This window comes from Brenneria rubrifaciens (genome assembly GCF_005484945.1).
Taxonomy (GTDB): Bacteria; Pseudomonadota; Gammaproteobacteria; order Enterobacterales; family Enterobacteriaceae; genus Brenneria; species Brenneria rubrifaciens.
The window spans coordinates 2,785,153-2,800,405 of the sequence record NZ_CP034035.1 but is presented as its reverse complement, the minus strand read 5'-3'; the positions used below and the strand labels follow the sequence as shown (position 1 = coordinate 2,800,405).

Genomic DNA, 15,253 nt, shown 5'->3' with positions numbered 1-15,253 from the left:
CCAGATCAAATTTTAAAACAGAGACTTAATTGACTGATATTACCTGCCTTAAAACGGTAATCAAGCACTTTAGTAAAATAATGCTGGAGGCAACCGATTACGCTCTGTATAATGCCACGGCAATATTTTATCTATTCTTACATCCACCTTGGTGAGATATTGCCCATGCTACGTATCGCTAAAGAAGCACTGACGTTTGATGACGTTCTCCTTGTGCCCGCACATTCCACTGTCTTGCCTAACACGGCTGATTTGACTACCCAACTGACGAAAACTATCCGACTAAACATCCCTATGCTGTCGGCTGCGATGGATACCGTCACCGAATCTGGTCTGGCGATTGCGCTGGCACAGGAAGGCGGCTTGGGCTTCATTCATAAAAACATGTCTATCGAGCGACAGGCGGAAGAAGTCAGCCGCGTGAAGAAATATGAAAGCGGCGTGGTCACTGACCCGCAAACCGTTACACCCGATACAACATTGCGTCAGGTAAAAGAATTGACTGAACGTAATGGCTTCGCGGGTTACCCGGTTGTTGCCGAAGGCAATGAACTGGTGGGGATTATTACCGGTCGCGACGTGCGTTTTGTCACCGATCTGGCGTTGCCTGTCAGTGCCGTCATGACGCCGAAAGAACGTCTGGTCACGGTGAAAGAAGCTGAGACGCGCGACGTTGTTCTGCAAAAAATGCATGAAAAACGCGTGGAAAAAGCGCTGGTAGTGGATGATAAATTTCGTCTGCTCGGCATGATTACCGTAAAAGATTTCCAGAAAGCGGAACGTAAACCTAACGCCTGTAAAGATGAGCATGGACGTCTGCGCGTCGGTGCGGCGGTTGGCGCGGGCGCCGGCAACGAAGAGCGTATTGACGCGCTGGTCGCGGCGGGGATTGATGTGCTGCTGATTGACTCTTCACACGGTCATTCCGAAGGTGTATTGCAACGCATCCGTGAAACGCGCGCCAAATATCCCGATCTGCAAATCATTGGCGGCAACGTGGCAACCGGCGCGGGCGCCAGAGCACTGGTGGACGCGGGCGTCAGTGCGGTGAAAGTCGGTATCGGCCCCGGTTCCATTTGTACCACCCGTATCGTAACCGGCGTGGGCGTGCCGCAGATCACCGCCATTTCTGATGCGGTTGAAGCATTGGAAGGCTCCGGCGTGCCGGTTATCGCCGACGGCGGTATTCGTTTCTCCGGTGACATCGCCAAAGCCATCGCGGCGGGCGCGGCCTGTGTGATGGTCGGTTCCATGCTGGCAGGTACGGAAGAATCTCCGGGTGAAATCGAGCTCTATCAGGGGCGTTCATTTAAATCCTATCGTGGTATGGGTTCGCTGGGCGCAATGTCCAAAGGCTCTTCCGACCGTTATTTCCAGAGCGACAACGCAGCAGACAAGCTGGTGCCGGAAGGCATTGAGGGCCGAGTGGCCTATAAAGGCCGCCTGAAAGAGATCGTTCATCAGCAAATGGGAGGCTTGCGTTCCTGCATGGGGCTGACCGGATGCGGAACCATTAATGAACTGCGCACCAAAGCCGAGTTCGTGCGCATCAGCGGCGCCGGTATTCAGGAAAGCCACGTCCACGACGTCACCATCACTAAGGAGTCGCCGAACTACCGTATGGGTTCATAAGGTGATTTGCGAGCTGATTTAACCCGTTAAACCCGGCGCTATTTTGAACAGTTGAAGGCTGTTAGCCGGGTTTAATCACTTTTGTTTTTTCGTATTTTGGAATACGCCTCTCATGACAGAAAACATTCATCAACATCGCATTCTCATTCTGGATTTCGGCTCGCAGTACACGCAGCTGGTGGCTCGGCGCGTTCGTGAACTGGGCGTTTATTGTGAACTTTGGGCATGGGATGTCACTGAAGCGCAAATCCGCGAATTCAATCCTAACGGGATTATCCTTTCCGGCGGCCCGGAAAGCACCACTGAGTTTGACAGCCCGCGCGCGCCGGAATACGTCTTCCAGGCTGGCGTCCCGGTATTAGGCGTTTGCTACGGTATGCAGACCATGGCGATGCAACTGGGCGGATGTGTCGAAGGCTCCAGCGAACGCGAATTCGGCTATGCGCAGGTGGAAGTGAAAACGGACAGCTTGCTGGTTCGTGATATTCAGGATGCATTGAGCGCCGCTGGCGCACCGCTGCTGGATGTGTGGATGAGCCACGGCGATAAAGTCACGGCGATCCCTGAGGGATTTGTGACCGTTGCCAGTACGGATACCTGTCCGTTCGCGATTATGGCTAACGAAGAAAAACGTTATTACGGCGTACAGTTCCACCCGGAAGTGACCCATACCCGTCAGGGACAACGCATGTTAGAGCGCTTTGTCCGGGATATCTGCCAGTGTGAAGCCCTGTGGACGCCCGCTAAAATCATTGATGATGCGGTTGCCCGCATTCGTCAGCAAGTGGGCGATGATCAGGTGATTCTCGGTCTGTCCGGCGGTGTTGACTCCTCCGTAACCGCGATGCTGCTGCACCGCGCGATTGGCAATCGTCTGACCTGCGTTTTTGTGGATAACGGCTTGCTGCGCCTGAATGAAGCCGATCAGGTACTGGAAATGTTTGGCGATCACTTTGGCCTGAACATTGTTCATGTCCCGGCGGAAGATCGTTTCCTGAACGCCCTGGCGGGAGTGGATGAACCGGAAGCGAAACGTAAAATCATCGGTCGTGTCTTTGTTGACGTGTTCGACGAAGAAGCCAGCAAACAGTCTGAAGTGAAATGGCTGGCGCAGGGAACCATTTACCCTGACGTTATCGAATCTGCCGCTTCCGCAACAGGCAAGGCCCATGTCATTAAATCTCACCATAACGTCGGCGGTTTGCCGAAAGAGATGAAGTTGGGTCTGGTCGAGCCGTTGAAAGAGCTGTTCAAAGACGAAGTGCGCAGAATCGGCCTGGAACTGGGCTTGCCATACAATATGCTGTACCGCCATCCTTTCCCGGGGCCGGGTCTGGGCGTGCGTGTGCTGGGCGAAGTGAAAAAGGAATACTGCGACTTGCTGCGTCGTGCCGATGCGATTTTCATTGAAGAACTGCATAAAGCCGAGCTGTACGATAAAGTCAGTCAGGCTTTCACCGTCTTCCTGCCGGTGCGTTCCGTCGGCGTAATGGGCGACGGTCGTAAATATGACTGGGTGGTCGCGTTGCGCGCGGTAGAAACCATCGATTTTATGACCGCGCACTGGGCGCACCTGCCGTATGAGTTCCTCGGTCGCGTCTCCAACCGCATTATCAACGAAGTGGACGGCATTTCCCGTGTGGTTTATGACGTTTCGGGTAAGCCACCGGCGACCATTGAGTGGGAGTGATCCAAGGTTCTTCAAGAACTATCGCCAACTATTGAAAAATCGCCATAACAGTTTGATTTATAATTAAATAGGTTTTGGCGACTATCGGTGACTATCGCCGGCCAGCGGAACAGGCTGGCGGTAGACGCGACGGTAAATCAAGAGACCCGGATTATGACCCTCCCGTTGATGATTGATTCTTTTTCGGTCATGACGGTAAAAATCCCCGCCAAAAGCTAGACGTGATGCGGCTTTCGGGGCATCTTCAGACTTCCTGACCCCTGACGGTAAAAACCGCCATTGAACAGGAGGAAAAGCGCGATGCTCACCGACACCGCACTACGCAATCTCAAGCCCAAAGCCAGACCGTACAAGGTTTCCGACCGGGATGGCATGTATGTCATGGTATCCGTCGCCGGTACCGTTACCTTCCGCTATGATTACCGTCTTAATGGACGGCGCGAAACCCTCACTATTGGCCGCTACGGCCCTGCCGGTATTTCTCTGGCGCTGGCCCGCGAAAAGTTGCTGGATGCCAAGCGTGCAATTAGCGAAGGGCGTTCCCCGGCACATGAAAAACAGCGTGAGAAACGCCGTTTGACCGCAGCCAAACATTTTGATGATATGGCGGCCCGCTGGCTGGTGGACGCGCGCATGGCCGATAGTACTCGCTCCATGCGCAAAAGCATCATGGAGCGCGATATCCTGCCGGTTTACCGTAACCGGCTACTCACCGAAATCAGCCCAGATGATTTACGTGCCTTGTGCAACAAGGTTAAGGCGCGTGGCGCTCCGGCGACGGCGGTGCATATTCGCGATATTGTTAAACAGATTTATGGTTTTGCCATTTTGCATGGGGAGAAGGTCACTAACCCGGCCGATGAGGTCAAAGCCGCCTCGATTGCCACTTTCGCACCGAAGGAAAGGGCGCTCTCGCCAACCGAGATCCGCCTGGCGTTCCATCAACTTGAGTCTGTGGCTTCTTACCCGACCATCCGTCTGGCTCTGCGTCTGGTTCTGTTGACCCTGGTACGCAAAAGCGAGCTGGTGGAGGCTACCTGGAATGAAATCGATTTCGAGAACGCTACCTGGACCATCCCTAAAGAACGGATGAAGCGACGAAACCCACATGTCGTTTATTTATCCCGACAGATGCTGGATATTTTCGTGGCGCTGCATACCTGTGCCTCCGGCTCAAGATTCGTGCTGCCTTCACGTTATGACGGTCATCGCAGCATGTCGCACGCCACGCTTAATCGGGTCACGCAGCTTGTGGTTCAGCGTGCTCAGGCCAACGGTTTACCATTGGATCCGTTTACCGTTCACGATTTGCGCCGCACCGGCTCTACATTGCTTAATGAGGTGGGGTTCAACCGGGACTGGATTGAAAAATGCCTGGCGCATGAAGAAGGTCGCTCCTCGCGCTCGATCTACAACAAGGCTGAGTATGCAGAGCAGCGTCGGCATATGCTGCAAGAGTGGTCCAACATGGTCGAAGCCTGGATTGATGGCCGGAACTACGTACCAACGCTGATGCCGGAAAGTGTCACGGTGCCGGTATTGAGAGCATCGGTATGAAGCATTCAATATTATTGGGTTGTCATTTGACAACTATGGCATCACAATCCATACTGGAGATCGATAAATGACCCGTCCTTCACATCCGAAAAAAGAGGTTGAGAAAGCGCTCCGATATGCTGAAGAGCAGGGCTGGCGAATTGAAGTCGGCGGCAGTCATGCTTGGGGAAAGATATATTGTCCTTACAATGACCATGAGTGCCGTTGCGGAGAGTTTTGCATCACCAGCGTCTGGAGCACGCCGAAGAATCCGGGCAACCATGCGCGCGCGTTGCGCCGGGTAGTGGATAACTGCACCTCGCATCGTAAACAGCGTGATCCTGACGATGAGGAGTCATGATGGAATACATCTTTACCTTAAAATATCAGCTTGCCGCTGACGATAGTCAGCCAGATGCGATTGTCGAACGTCTTGGTGAGGCCGGATGCGACGATGCTCTGGTTGGCGTTGGATTGCCGGGCCGATTGGCGTTGGAATTTACCCGCGAAGCCGCCAGTGCTGAGGGCGCCGTATGCAGTGCGCTAGCAGATGTTCGACACGCAGTGCCTTCAGCGAAGTTGATCGAGGCGGCACCGGATCTGGTTGGTCTGACCGATGCGGCAGAAATTGTCGGCGTATCGAGACAGAATATGCGCAAACTGATGCTGACCTATCCGGGCAGCTTTCCAGCGCCGGTTCATGAAGGCAGCGCATCAATCTGGCATCTGGCGGATATTTTGTCTTGGTTGCAGAGCCGAGGGAATTACCGATTACCGCAAGATGTGCTGGAGGTCGCGGAGATAGCGATGCAGGTTAATCTGGCAAAAGAAGCTCGCCGTTTACCGCCTCCTGCGACCAGAGATCTGGAAGCTTTAGTTGGCTAATGCCACCAAGGCTGTCATTTTTGATGCGAACCCGCCCGTACCGGGCGGGTTTTTCGTAAACGGACATCAGGCTTTATTGCCGTTCTTGCTGAAGTTGTGGGCATCGCTTGTTTGCGGGATTCGATCCATTTTTCTACTTCATCCAGATCCCATACAACGCAGCGCGGAGTCAGATTGAAACGCTGTGGAAATTCCCCACGACGTTCCATCTCGTAGATCGTTGTTTCCGATAACGGCACGATTTGACGCAACTCCTTTCGCCGGATAGTCCGGCGAAAGGGAAGGGGGCAATGCCGGGGATATTGTGGCAGCGCTTTGTAAGCTGAAGTGCCAGGTACGGGTGATGTGCTGTTGGAATGCCGTTCCGTGGTGCTTGCTGTCGCCTCGGGTGGTTGCGTAGGGTATTTCATCTTCGGCTCCTCCAAATCGCTAGACGGCGTAATCAGGGGATATGGTGACTTTTGCTACCTATTGGGGCAACTTGCTGTGGCGTAGATTGGCGAAGTGAGCCGAAGTGGTATTGGTCATAGTTAGTCGAGAGACTTCAGATATGGCCTCTCAACCTCTATAGGATATAACTATTATGTTTTCGCAATGAAACTCAAAATGAACGAAGAAAATTGATTTGTTGCTGCATTAAATAAATGGCAACAGGATTTGTCACGATGCTAGCGTGAATTCTCTAACGTCGCTTACTTCTTCCTGGCCATGGCAACTCCCCGGTAAGTTCTGGCAGGCCACCATCATCTTCGACACGTGAGCCGAACTTATTAAATTTCACCTCAGGTAAGTCTTCATTGTCGAACCATAACAATGAGATGGTGGTATCGGTACGCTCGTAATGCCTGGCAAGCTCCCAGAGATCAAGGCCTTTTCCCCAGTTATCAAACCAGACATCCTGCGAAACTTCAGCTGTCTCCGTGGAACTACGACCTGAAGAACGGAGACGGCGAGCCACGGAACCAACAGGCATTGATGACCGTGGTGATATCCATGCACCTGCCCGTCTTAATGAAGTCGAACGGGCAGCGTACCGAATACCACCGCGTTCCATCGTAACAAATGCGCAAGGGAGGTCGCTTAGACTGGCGAACCTCGATGCAGCAGCTGGAAATGATGTACCAAACATGTCAGCCATATACTGGATAAGCTCGAATGAAGGCTCTTCCTTTGGAACTTCCAGTAACCATTGCTTGTAAGGCATAAGAAGTTCTGCAGCGAATGTGTCGCATGCAATTTCGTTCTGATGTCTCTTAGCATAGGACCATGATGGGACTTCCTCATGACTCGAGGGCAAATTGAGTAGTATGTGAGCTAACTCATGGCAGACTGTGAACCGCTGGCGCTCCTCGGTTTCTATCGAATTTACCGTGATGATATGCTTTCCGTTCGGCTTGGTTAGGGTAAATCCAGACTCCCCCTTACCCAGCTCTTCTTTTCTGACTTTTGCATTAGCTGCTGCCACATATGGGGACAGATCATCGCGGATACTTGATGCATCGACTTTTGCAACAAATGTACGAGCTTGCTGCCGAACATACGCTTCGTCCATACTCAATCATCCTCGTCGTCATCCTCAAACGCCCGTTTGATCCGGGCAATCAACGTGGCCGGATCTGGTCTGATCGTTCCTCTGTGCCTGATTCCAGCGGCAGCGGAAAATATGTCTGCACTGATAGTAGGATCTTTTAGCACAAATTCGACTAGCTTGGGATCTGCATCGGTATGGTCAACAAGCCACTTAACGATTGCAGCGTCTCGCTCTCCTGGTTTTAGTACTTTTAACAACCTTTCGACTAAGTCCTGTGATGGATTCGCCTTCTCACCAGTTTCAAGTCGGTGGACGTATGCATGGTCAACTGATGATAACTGGCTGACTTCGCGTAGTGTAAGGGTTCTTCGCTCTCGTAATATTTTGAGTGCGACACCTAGGCCTGTCTGTGGCATGAGTTTTGTTCCTTGCGGCTCTGAAGATTAGACAGAATGGAGCCACCCTATGTCGTGTCCAACCTAAAGGCAATAAATTTCAACCGTTGCAATAATACGTATGCTTTGATATGTTGTTGTCTGTCTAGACAACAACGTGAATTTTTACTAATGATAAAGGTTGAATCAGCTTGACTACTCTGTTGTTTGTGTGAGCAACGTATTTTGCTACAACGGGGAGGCTTTATCAACCTAGCCACCCGGCTGAGACTACGGTAGTTTGACTTTGAGGAGATTCATCATGGCAAGCAAAAACCAACACGTCGTTCCGCATAAGGATGGCTGGGCAGTCAAGGGGGCGGGCAACCAACGGGCGACCTCTGTACATGACACTCAGCAACAAGCGGTAAATGCTGCGCGCGAGATAGCTAGAAATCAGCAATCCGAACTCGTTATCCACCGCCCAAATGGTCGTATACGTGATAAGGATAGTTACGGTAACGACCCTTTCCCTCCAAAAGGCTGAAGCAACCATGACTGATATTCCTACCTACCATGTGCTAGCACTCTCAGGGGGCGGTTATCGCGCCTTGTACACAGCGACGGTGCTTTCTATGCTGGAAGATGTGCTAGGCCGCCCCATAGCTTCGCACTTTGATCTGATCTGCGGTACTTCGGCGGGAGGAATGTTGGCCTTGGGATTGGCTGCTGAAATCCCAGCTTTTGAACTTAAGGCATTGTTCGAAAACGAAGGTAGTCGCATTTTTGGATGTCGCAGTCTTCCCAGACGGTTGCTGGGATTCTGGTTGTCTGCCAAGCATAACTCAAAGGGGCTGAGGGAAGTTCTGACCGAGCGATTCCAGGACACAACTATCGGCGATTTGAAGCATCGAGTCCTTATACCGGCGGTTAACTACACGACAGGTCGCGGTCAGTTTTTTAAGACGCCACATCACCCAACTTTTGAACTAGATCATCGCATGAATATTGTTGATGTCGCGCTGGCTACTGCTGCTGCCCCAGTGTATTTCCCTCTATCGCGCAATGATCGAGGCGTTTTTGCCGATGGCGGTTTGGTTGGTAATGCTCCTGGCTTATTTGGCTTCCATGAGGTTAAAACGTTTCTGGCACCCAATCAAAGATCGCTGGTTCGGGTCTTAGCTATTGGCACAATGACTATCGGGGCAACCGTTCGTGGCGGCGCAAATCTCGATCGAGGTTTTGGTCGATGGCGAGGAGGGCTATTCGATCTGGTGATCTCCGCACAAGAATCATCTGTTGACTATATGCTGCGGCAATCATTGGGAGAAAATTACTATCAGATTGACGACAAGGCCACTCCTGACCAAAGTCGCGATGTCAAGGCCTTGGATCGAGTGTCTATTGGTGCAACCAATACGCTCAAAGATCGTGGTGTTCATGCTGCGCAACGCGCGCTTGGCGACCCTCTTTTTCAACCGTTTCGTGCGCATCAGGCCGTTGCCCCTATGTTCTTTCACGGCCCAAACAAGAACACTTTGGAGGATAAATGCTGAACTTAAGTCCACTTTTCTTCACTACTGTCAACAACGAATCCTGCATGCATGATGCGCTTGATTTGAGTCCCGAACAGCGCGCCTCAATTGCTGATGTTAGGACTGAAGTCAGAAATTGCCTGAAAACAGGTATTCCAAGAGTTCTTAGGGCGGAAGGATATACCGAAGATGTTCCACAGCCGCGTTTTTTCACTCAAGGTTCTTGGGCATATAAAACGCTTAACTCACCAGCAAAACGACCTCAGCAAGCTGACGTAGATGATGGTTGTTACTTACCATTGAGCTTTGTATCGCAGACCAAACGTCCTAGCGTAGCTGCCGCTGTGTTCTTCGCTGCTGCGGAAGAAGCATTAAGACCTTTAGTTGAGGATAACAACTGGAAGCTCGTCACGGACAAAGCTACATGCATACGTATTGTTATTGCGTCGTATGCCCACATTGATATCCCACTGTATGCTATCCCAGATAAGGAGTTCGTTACTCTTGCAAAAGCTTCAATGGAGAGCTATGGCTATGCAACGCTAGACGAAGCGGTAAGAAAAGCAGAGCGAGATGTATGGACTGCATTGCCAAGCGACAAGGTTCTCCTTGCTCACCGTGAGTGCGATTGGATGAAATCAGATCCAAGGCCGGTCAAAGAATGGTTCCTTGGGGAGGTCGACGCTAAAGGGGAACAGTTTCGCCGCGTGGTCCGCTATCTCAAGGCGTTTCGCGATTGGAAATGGTCTAGTGGCGGCCCTTCTTCCATTTTGCTGATGGCAGCAGCTGCTCCACTTTTCGAAAAGCGTGACCGGCGTGATGATCTTGCCTTATTGGATGTAGTGGCTGCATTGCCGGCAAGTCTTGCTGCTGGTGTTAATAATCCTATCGACGAAACTGAGTCTTTAACAAATCGCCTTGGAAAAGATGGTGTTAAGGAAGCTGTCAAAGCCTTCGAAGGTTTCGAAAAGGTTCTTCGTGGCGCCATTGATGCGGGCAGTTGCTCCCAAGCATGCATTTGGATGTGTAGTGAGTTTGGGCCGCGCTTTCCGAATGAACCAGACCGTGTGAAAATAGTTTCGGTGGCTGCCTCTATTGCAGCCGCACCTGCAGCGGCTGGGCCTAGCGAGCTTGTGGGGAGAACGAAAGCAGGATGAGCGACGTTACCATAGTCACTGAGGTTATCGAGGCCTTTAAAGAAAAAGGTTTTGATTTCATGGGAAAATCGCATGACGGCTGGTTCAGATTGTGTGGGCCATTAATGCCACCTCAGGTGACGCACGGCTATCTATGCGAAATCCAACTTGACCCAAGTTTTTTCGATTTACCTCGTGTCCGGATCTTGGAACTACCGCCGAAACTACCTCTGGTGGTTCCCCACCTCGGTGCAGATGGATGGCTTTGTTATATCGCTAAGGGGACGGTAGTTTTGGACATCTTCGATCCCGTCGGGCAGTCGCTTGCCTGCCTAGATCGTGCGGCATATGTGTTCGGTCAAATCATGAAAGGAGAGATGGTCGAGGATCTTGAAGAGGAATTCTATGCCTACTGGCATGGACCTTTCTGCTTGGTTGATCTACAAGGTAAAGATCTTGGCCAGCAACAATGCATCGTTACAAAATGCGGTGATAGCTCTTTCTGGTTCATTACCGACAATAAAGAGCGAACGACAAATAAGCTTAAGTTTCTTCATCATCAAGTCACTGATAAAACAGTATTAACCTACCGCGTGCGCACTAATGTACGGCCTCGTCCATTAACTACCGATTGGCCGCCTCGAACTGTTCAGGATATTCTGACATGGCAGGGAGTGCTTGATTCGAGGTGTCGTAGAAAAATTCACCAGCGCGTTCAAGAAGGTAATATCAAAAAGGCTAATGGCGTCTTGATTCTGGTTGAATCTCCATTGATGACATACGGATTTGTAGTTTTCTATAAACGCCAAGAAAGCCATAGCCACGGGAAGAGAATTAAATTAGGTGATCGAAGAGACCTTACTTATGGATTGGAAGTAATGCCAGTGTCTGTTGTCAGGATTGATGATAGATACCTTTCTGAGAGAAATATACCGAAATTACAAACGTTTGCTGGAAAGAATATTGCGATTGTTGGCTGTGGCACGATCGGAGGGTATCTTTCAGAAATGCTTGTTAAGGCTGGGGCAGGAACTTCAGGAGGGAAGCTCACTTTAGTGGATTTTGATTGCCTCTATCCGCAGAATATTGGGCGTCACCGACTTGGGTTTCCCGATTTGTTTTCTAACAAAGCCATTGCGATGGCAAATGAGTTAAAAAGACTCTCTCCTGGCAGTAATGTTCGCGCGTTGCCTGTTGATGCCAGGCAAGCCCAACTGGGACCGTTGGACCTGTTAATCGATGCTTCTGGTGAAGAGTCCCTTGGACATTGGCTTTGCGGGAATTACCTATCGAGTACATCTATGCTTTCAGTTTGGATAGAGGGACCTGGTACTGCTGTTAGGGCGTTGCTAAAAACAAATCGTTCGGGTGCTTGCTATCGGTGTCTGTGGCATAGTAACAAAAATGGGAAACTGCGTACTGTCGTAGGTCCTCTCCCCGTTTTGTTGGCGGGGCATGGGTGCGAAGGGCTGTATGTACCATTTCCAGCCTCGGTTTCTGTACATGCTGCAAGCTTGGGGGCGGAAATGGCACTTGACTGGGTAAATGGCATTTACTCTCCGTCGCTACGAACAAGGCTGATCGACGCGAACTACCAGCTAGCAACACCTGACTGTGACCCTCCCAGTGATACGGACTGCCAAGCATGCAGTTCATGAGTTCATGGGCGACCGAAGATCGACGAGTACTCTTAAATTTCTCAGATGATGTACTTGAGACATTTCGGCAATACATTCAGTCCGAAGATTTTGAAAGCGAGGCTGGGGGTATTTTGCTCGGTACTATACATGGCAATAATATGCTTATTACTGCAACCACGATTCCAACTGTATGGGATAAACGATCCCGTTATTTTTTTGAGCGATTGCCTTTTGGTCATGATGCTATTGCGTTAGCTCATTGGATGGCCAGTCAAGGTACTGTTCGGTACTTAGGTGAATGGCACACGCACCCGGAAGACTATCCTAACCCGTCTGGTCTGGACCGTTCTGAATGGAATCATCTATCATTGAAACGACAGGATAAGCGCCCAATGCTCGCTGTGATTGTTGGACGCAAAAATTTGTATGTGAATCTGGTTCCAGGTTCAGGGCCGGGATTAGTAATGATTCCAGTGAAATAGTCAAATGTGTGAATGTTTAAGATAGTCCAAGCAATCTGCTGTCGGGCTTGTAAGTTATGCACCGGAACTCATTCTGAGTCCCATCTGTCCTGCTTCGAAAACTAAGATCACCTACTATTATGTACCTGCGCGCTACTCTTGCCTGTCAGTAGCAGTAGCTCCTGTAGGAGATGGGGCCTCTTGCTGTATCACCGAATCTTACCACGTCGTTCTCGCCGTCAAGGGCTGCGCGCTTTGCGCTTGCGGCCACGGCCGTCTGCGACCCTGTGACGGACTGCGCTGCGCCGTGCTGGCGACGGTGCCGGGCAATTTCGCCTGAGCAACCGGAGATAAGACCATGAACGAGAAATCGCACGTTTCGCTGGAACAGCATGTCTGCCTTGTATGTGGCACCAATTTTGATACCGGCAACATCTTGCTCGATAAGCGCCTGCGGGCAAGTATGGATCGCTACACGACAACGGCTTGGGGCTTATGCTCTGAACATCAGCGCCTGTTCGATGAGGGTTATATCGCTTTGGTAGAATGCGATCCGCAACGCAGTGGGTCGCCATCAAAAACGGGACCTCTAAAACCTGAGCAAGCTTACCGGACGGGGCGCCTTGCTCATCTGAAACGTGATGTGTTTACCGACATGTTCAATGTATCGATTACGACCAATCAGGCTTGCGTTTTTGTTGAGCCGGGCGTGATTGAACGGCTTCAAATGATGAAGTCGATAGTAGATCAATCATAATAATGATCCTTTACGCCGTCCTGCTCACTGTGGGACGGCTTATTTTTTTGCTTTACTGAGTATCTTCATTAGCTGACGCGTTGTCGCACTCCTCGATTTGCTGCATCAAGTTGCCTAATGTCTCGCCGTTTGAATACTGTCGGCTTATGGTTTTTGAGTACGAAAAGGATATACCTCCGGCATGTCGCTCGACCTGTCAGTGCGCTTCATGCCTTAGGATCACTGTTGGAGGAAGGAGGCATTCTTGCTTGTTGTGAGGAAGTTTGTCCTCGCTGCATTAGGTGCAAATCGTCGAAGCCACTGTGCTGGAAGCCGAGATTGCCACCGCTTCTTTCGGACTAGTCTGCCCATACGCGCCTTAAGCTGGTTGTGAATGCTGGCAAGGACCGGCCTTGATGGCTGCAACCGGGAAACACAAACAATTTCCCCTCCGTTAAGCGGATTCCTCGCCAACAAATTCTTTGTGTTTCCCGGTCCTTCATTGCGTTACGGCCGTAAGCGGTGCAGCCAGACCGGACCCTGCCGAACGGTTCACAACAAGGACGCGATGGGCGCGACCTTGTAACCCGAAAGGAGCAATATCATGGCTAACATCGGCACCTTCACTGCACAAAGCAATGGCTTCACTGGCACCATTCATACTCTGACGCTTAATGTTAAGGCCAAATTTATTCCCATCGACAGCAGTAGCGAGCATGCTCCCGATTACCGCATCCAGAGTACCGGTGGCTACGATATCGGTGCGGCCTGGAAGAAAATCAGCCAGACGAAACGGTCTTACCTTTCAGTAATCCTCGACGATCCCTCCTTCCCGTCAATAATTTATGCCCGCCTGATCGAGGAAGAAAACGGTGCATACAACCTGATTTGGTCGCGTAGCAAATCGACGGCCTGACGCCATATATAGCTATCCCGTCCATTGCGGCGGGGTAGTTATATAACATAATCAGTGGTCAGATAGGTTGATTGCGATAATTTCGATCTAATTCAATATGATATCGATCTTAATCTGGATTCTGGTACCCAAGATTTAAAATCTGATCTATTTAGTCATGATTTCCGCGGAGGGTGGTGCCAACCTCTTGGAACTGAGGGTTATTTGTTAGTTGTGCATCTGTCGCGAGCGGACAATTTTACGGCGCTGGTTATCGAATCAGTGCGGCATGCTTTCTATATGGCGTAGTGACTATTTCATCGATGATTATTCATTGCCCGTGGCGACGATCCCTGTTTTTGACGGGAGGACTGTCATGGAAAAACCAACTTCTGGCTATGGGAACCCAACCGCCGGCTATCTTTATATCCTCCATCTTGATGGTTCCGCATTAGCTTGGGAATATCTACGCCGTAACCCTGATTACCGGCGAGCCTGGTTGTGCCATCAGCGGCAACCGGATACAGCAAGACGCTGGGGATTACATCAACTGGAAAATCCAGCGTTAGATGCGCGCGATGCTCATCCTGCCTGGTTATCAGACTATAACGCCGCAGTGCAGCTATACCCGGATGCAGATCCTCCACTGAACGCTATTTCTTTCAAGTTCTGGCACATACCTGGGCGCAAACAATTGCTACACGATGGAAAGCGGTTGATGTTGCAGTCCTACTGGCCGAGCTGTTGCCTGCGATTAGCACTAATGTCGGATCTGGCTGATGGTATGGCTTATCTATATGCGTTCAGTGCTGGTGTCGCACCTTATTCCCGTAACCGGACTATGGCAGCCGAATTGGATAAGTGTATCGCTTCGGCAATGGTGACTCCTGTGGCAAAAGCGTGTACTCGTCCATCGCCAACCGCTTTGCTGGAATTACATACTCTTCAAGCGCTTGATGCCACTCTGGCGGGTGCCTCTTTACGGGAGGTGGCTGAGGTGTTGTTTGGCATGGATGCAGTGCGTGAGGGTTGGTATGCCGATAGCGGTCTGCGCTCCAGAACAAGACGATTGGTGCGCCGTGGCAAATGCATGAGTCGAGAAGGCTATCGTCGCCTGGCACAGCAAGGTTCCCCAGCGAAGGGCCGTTTTGCCTTAGTGGAAAAACGACCCTGAACAACTGACATCGCTTGCTTGAAACTGC

The 15,253-nt window shown here is 50.9% G+C and carries 16 protein-coding genes; 13 read left to right on the top strand and 3 right to left on the bottom strand.

The genetic code is table 11. The annotated features are described in order from the left end of the window. Positions 1-165 precede the first annotated feature (165 nt). The 5 genes from guaB (at position 166) to EH207_RS12735 (ending at position 5,743) form a co-directional block, all read left to right on the top strand. Entirely contained in the window at positions 166-1,632 is a 1,467-nt protein-coding gene (gene guaB / locus EH207_RS12755) for an IMP dehydrogenase (protein ID WP_137714325.1), read from the top strand. A 112-nt stretch (positions 1,633-1,744) separates the two neighbouring features. Further along, positions 1,745-3,322 (top strand): glutamine-hydrolyzing GMP synthase, encoded by a 1,578-nt coding sequence (gene guaA, locus EH207_RS12750; RefSeq protein WP_137714324.1) that lies wholly within the window; start codon positions 1,745-1,747, stop codon positions 3,320-3,322. Positions 3,323-3,622: 300 nt separating this feature from the next. Continuing rightward, a complete protein-coding gene (locus EH207_RS12745; RefSeq protein ID WP_137714323.1) occupies positions 3,623-4,879 on the top strand; it encodes a tyrosine-type recombinase/integrase in 1,257 nt (418 codons plus the stop codon). 67 nt (positions 4,880-4,946) lie between these two features. Continuing rightward, on the top strand, positions 4,947-5,219 hold the full coding sequence (locus tag EH207_RS12740) for a hypothetical protein (RefSeq protein WP_137714322.1): 273 nt from the start codon (positions 4,947-4,949) through the stop codon (positions 5,217-5,219). Continuing rightward, positions 5,219-5,743 carry a helix-turn-helix transcriptional regulator gene (locus EH207_RS12735; RefSeq protein ID WP_137715347.1) on the top strand — a complete coding sequence of 175 codons (525 nt, stop codon included), beginning with the start codon at positions 5,219-5,221 and terminating at the stop codon, positions 5,741-5,743. Before EH207_RS12740 ends, EH207_RS12735 begins: the two co-directional genes overlap by 1 nt. A gap of 14 nt (positions 5,744-5,757) precedes the next feature. Here EH207_RS12735 and EH207_RS18545 read toward each other — a convergent pair whose 3' ends face one another. The 3 genes from EH207_RS18545 to EH207_RS12720 all read right to left on the bottom strand — a co-directional run bounded on the left by EH207_RS18545 (position 5,758) and on the right by EH207_RS12720 (position 7,690). Next, positions 5,758-6,153, bottom strand: a complete 396-nt coding sequence (locus EH207_RS18545) for a helix-turn-helix transcriptional regulator (RefSeq protein ID WP_137714321.1) — start codon at positions 6,151-6,153, stop codon at positions 5,758-5,760. Positions 6,154-6,425: 272 nt separating this feature from the next. Beyond that, positions 6,426-7,295: an ImmA/IrrE family metallo-endopeptidase gene (locus tag EH207_RS12725; protein WP_137714320.1), complete on the bottom strand. Its 870-nt coding sequence runs from the start codon at positions 7,293-7,295 to the stop codon at positions 6,426-6,428. A 2-nt stretch (positions 7,296-7,297) separates the two neighbouring features. Then, entirely contained in the window at positions 7,298-7,690 is a 393-nt protein-coding gene (locus EH207_RS12720; RefSeq protein WP_137714319.1) for a helix-turn-helix domain-containing protein, read from the bottom strand. 280 nt (positions 7,691-7,970) lie between these two features. On the opposite strand from EH207_RS12720, the gene EH207_RS12715 reads away from it, so the two are divergent. From EH207_RS12715 to EH207_RS12680, 8 genes are all read left to right on the top strand, one after another. Then, positions 7,971-8,195, top strand: coding sequence for a DUF2188 domain-containing protein (locus tag EH207_RS12715; protein WP_137714318.1), 225 nt, complete (start codon positions 7,971-7,973; stop codon positions 8,193-8,195). 7 nt (positions 8,196-8,202) lie between these two features. Then, the gene (locus tag EH207_RS12710; RefSeq protein WP_137714317.1) at positions 8,203-9,204 is read left to right on the top strand and encodes a CBASS cGAMP-activated phospholipase; all 1,002 of its coding nucleotides are present in this window, start codon (positions 8,203-8,205) and stop codon (positions 9,202-9,204) included. Beyond that, complete coding sequence (locus EH207_RS12705) at positions 9,198-10,340, top strand: CBASS cGAMP synthase (protein ID WP_137714316.1); 1,143 nt, start codon at positions 9,198-9,200, stop codon at positions 10,338-10,340. The genes EH207_RS12710 and EH207_RS12705 overlap by 7 nt, the downstream gene beginning before the upstream one ends. After that, complete coding sequence (locus tag EH207_RS12700; protein WP_137714315.1) at positions 10,337-11,977, top strand: ThiF family adenylyltransferase; 1,641 nt, start codon at positions 10,337-10,339, stop codon at positions 11,975-11,977. Before EH207_RS12705 ends, EH207_RS12700 begins: the two co-directional genes overlap by 4 nt. Then, positions 11,965-12,441: a Mov34/MPN/PAD-1 family protein gene (locus EH207_RS12695; RefSeq protein ID WP_137714314.1), complete on the top strand. Its 477-nt coding sequence runs from the start codon at positions 11,965-11,967 to the stop codon at positions 12,439-12,441. The genes EH207_RS12700 and EH207_RS12695 overlap by 13 nt, the downstream gene beginning before the upstream one ends. 337 nt (positions 12,442-12,778) lie before the next feature. Further along, the gene (locus tag EH207_RS12690) at positions 12,779-13,177 is read left to right on the top strand and encodes an ATPase (RefSeq protein ID WP_137714313.1); all 399 of its coding nucleotides are present in this window, start codon (positions 12,779-12,781) and stop codon (positions 13,175-13,177) included. A 583-nt stretch (positions 13,178-13,760) separates the two neighbouring features. Beyond that, positions 13,761-14,072, top strand: a complete 312-nt coding sequence (locus EH207_RS12685; RefSeq protein ID WP_137714312.1) for a DUF736 domain-containing protein — start codon at positions 13,761-13,763, stop codon at positions 14,070-14,072. Positions 14,073-14,427: 355 nt separating this feature from the next. Beyond that, a complete protein-coding gene (locus EH207_RS12680) occupies positions 14,428-15,225 on the top strand; it encodes a DUF2285 domain-containing protein (protein WP_137714311.1) in 798 nt (265 codons plus the stop codon). Positions 15,226-15,253 lie beyond the last annotated feature (28 nt).

Coding starts and splice junctions, on each gene's coding strand:
- guaB (WP_137714325.1), top strand. CDS start 166: ATGCTACGTATCGCTAAAGAAGCACTGACGTTTGATGACGTTCTCCTT.
- guaA (WP_137714324.1), top strand. CDS start 1,745: ATGACAGAAAACATTCATCAACATCGCATTCTCATTCTGGATTTCGGC.
- EH207_RS12745 (WP_137714323.1), top strand. CDS start 3,623: ATGCTCACCGACACCGCACTACGCAATCTCAAGCCCAAAGCCAGACCG.
- EH207_RS12740 (WP_137714322.1), top strand. CDS start 4,947: ATGACCCGTCCTTCACATCCGAAAAAAGAGGTTGAGAAAGCGCTCCGA.
- EH207_RS12735 (WP_137715347.1), top strand. CDS start 5,219: ATGGAATACATCTTTACCTTAAAATATCAGCTTGCCGCTGACGATAGT.
- EH207_RS18545 (WP_137714321.1), bottom strand. CDS start 6,153: ATGAAATACCCTACGCAACCACCCGAGGCGACAGCAAGCACCACGGAA.
- EH207_RS12725 (WP_137714320.1), bottom strand. CDS start 7,295: ATGGACGAAGCGTATGTTCGGCAGCAAGCTCGTACATTTGTTGCAAAA.
- EH207_RS12720 (WP_137714319.1), bottom strand. CDS start 7,690: ATGCCACAGACAGGCCTAGGTGTCGCACTCAAAATATTACGAGAGCGA.
- EH207_RS12715 (WP_137714318.1), top strand. CDS start 7,971: ATGGCAAGCAAAAACCAACACGTCGTTCCGCATAAGGATGGCTGGGCA.
- EH207_RS12710 (WP_137714317.1), top strand. CDS start 8,203: ATGACTGATATTCCTACCTACCATGTGCTAGCACTCTCAGGGGGCGGT.
- EH207_RS12705 (WP_137714316.1), top strand. CDS start 9,198: ATGCTGAACTTAAGTCCACTTTTCTTCACTACTGTCAACAACGAATCC.
- EH207_RS12700 (WP_137714315.1), top strand. CDS start 10,337: ATGAGCGACGTTACCATAGTCACTGAGGTTATCGAGGCCTTTAAAGAA.
- EH207_RS12695 (WP_137714314.1), top strand. CDS start 11,965: ATGCAGTTCATGAGTTCATGGGCGACCGAAGATCGACGAGTACTCTTA.
- EH207_RS12690 (WP_137714313.1), top strand. CDS start 12,779: ATGAACGAGAAATCGCACGTTTCGCTGGAACAGCATGTCTGCCTTGTA.
- EH207_RS12685 (WP_137714312.1), top strand. CDS start 13,761: ATGGCTAACATCGGCACCTTCACTGCACAAAGCAATGGCTTCACTGGC.
- EH207_RS12680 (WP_137714311.1), top strand. CDS start 14,428: ATGGAAAAACCAACTTCTGGCTATGGGAACCCAACCGCCGGCTATCTT.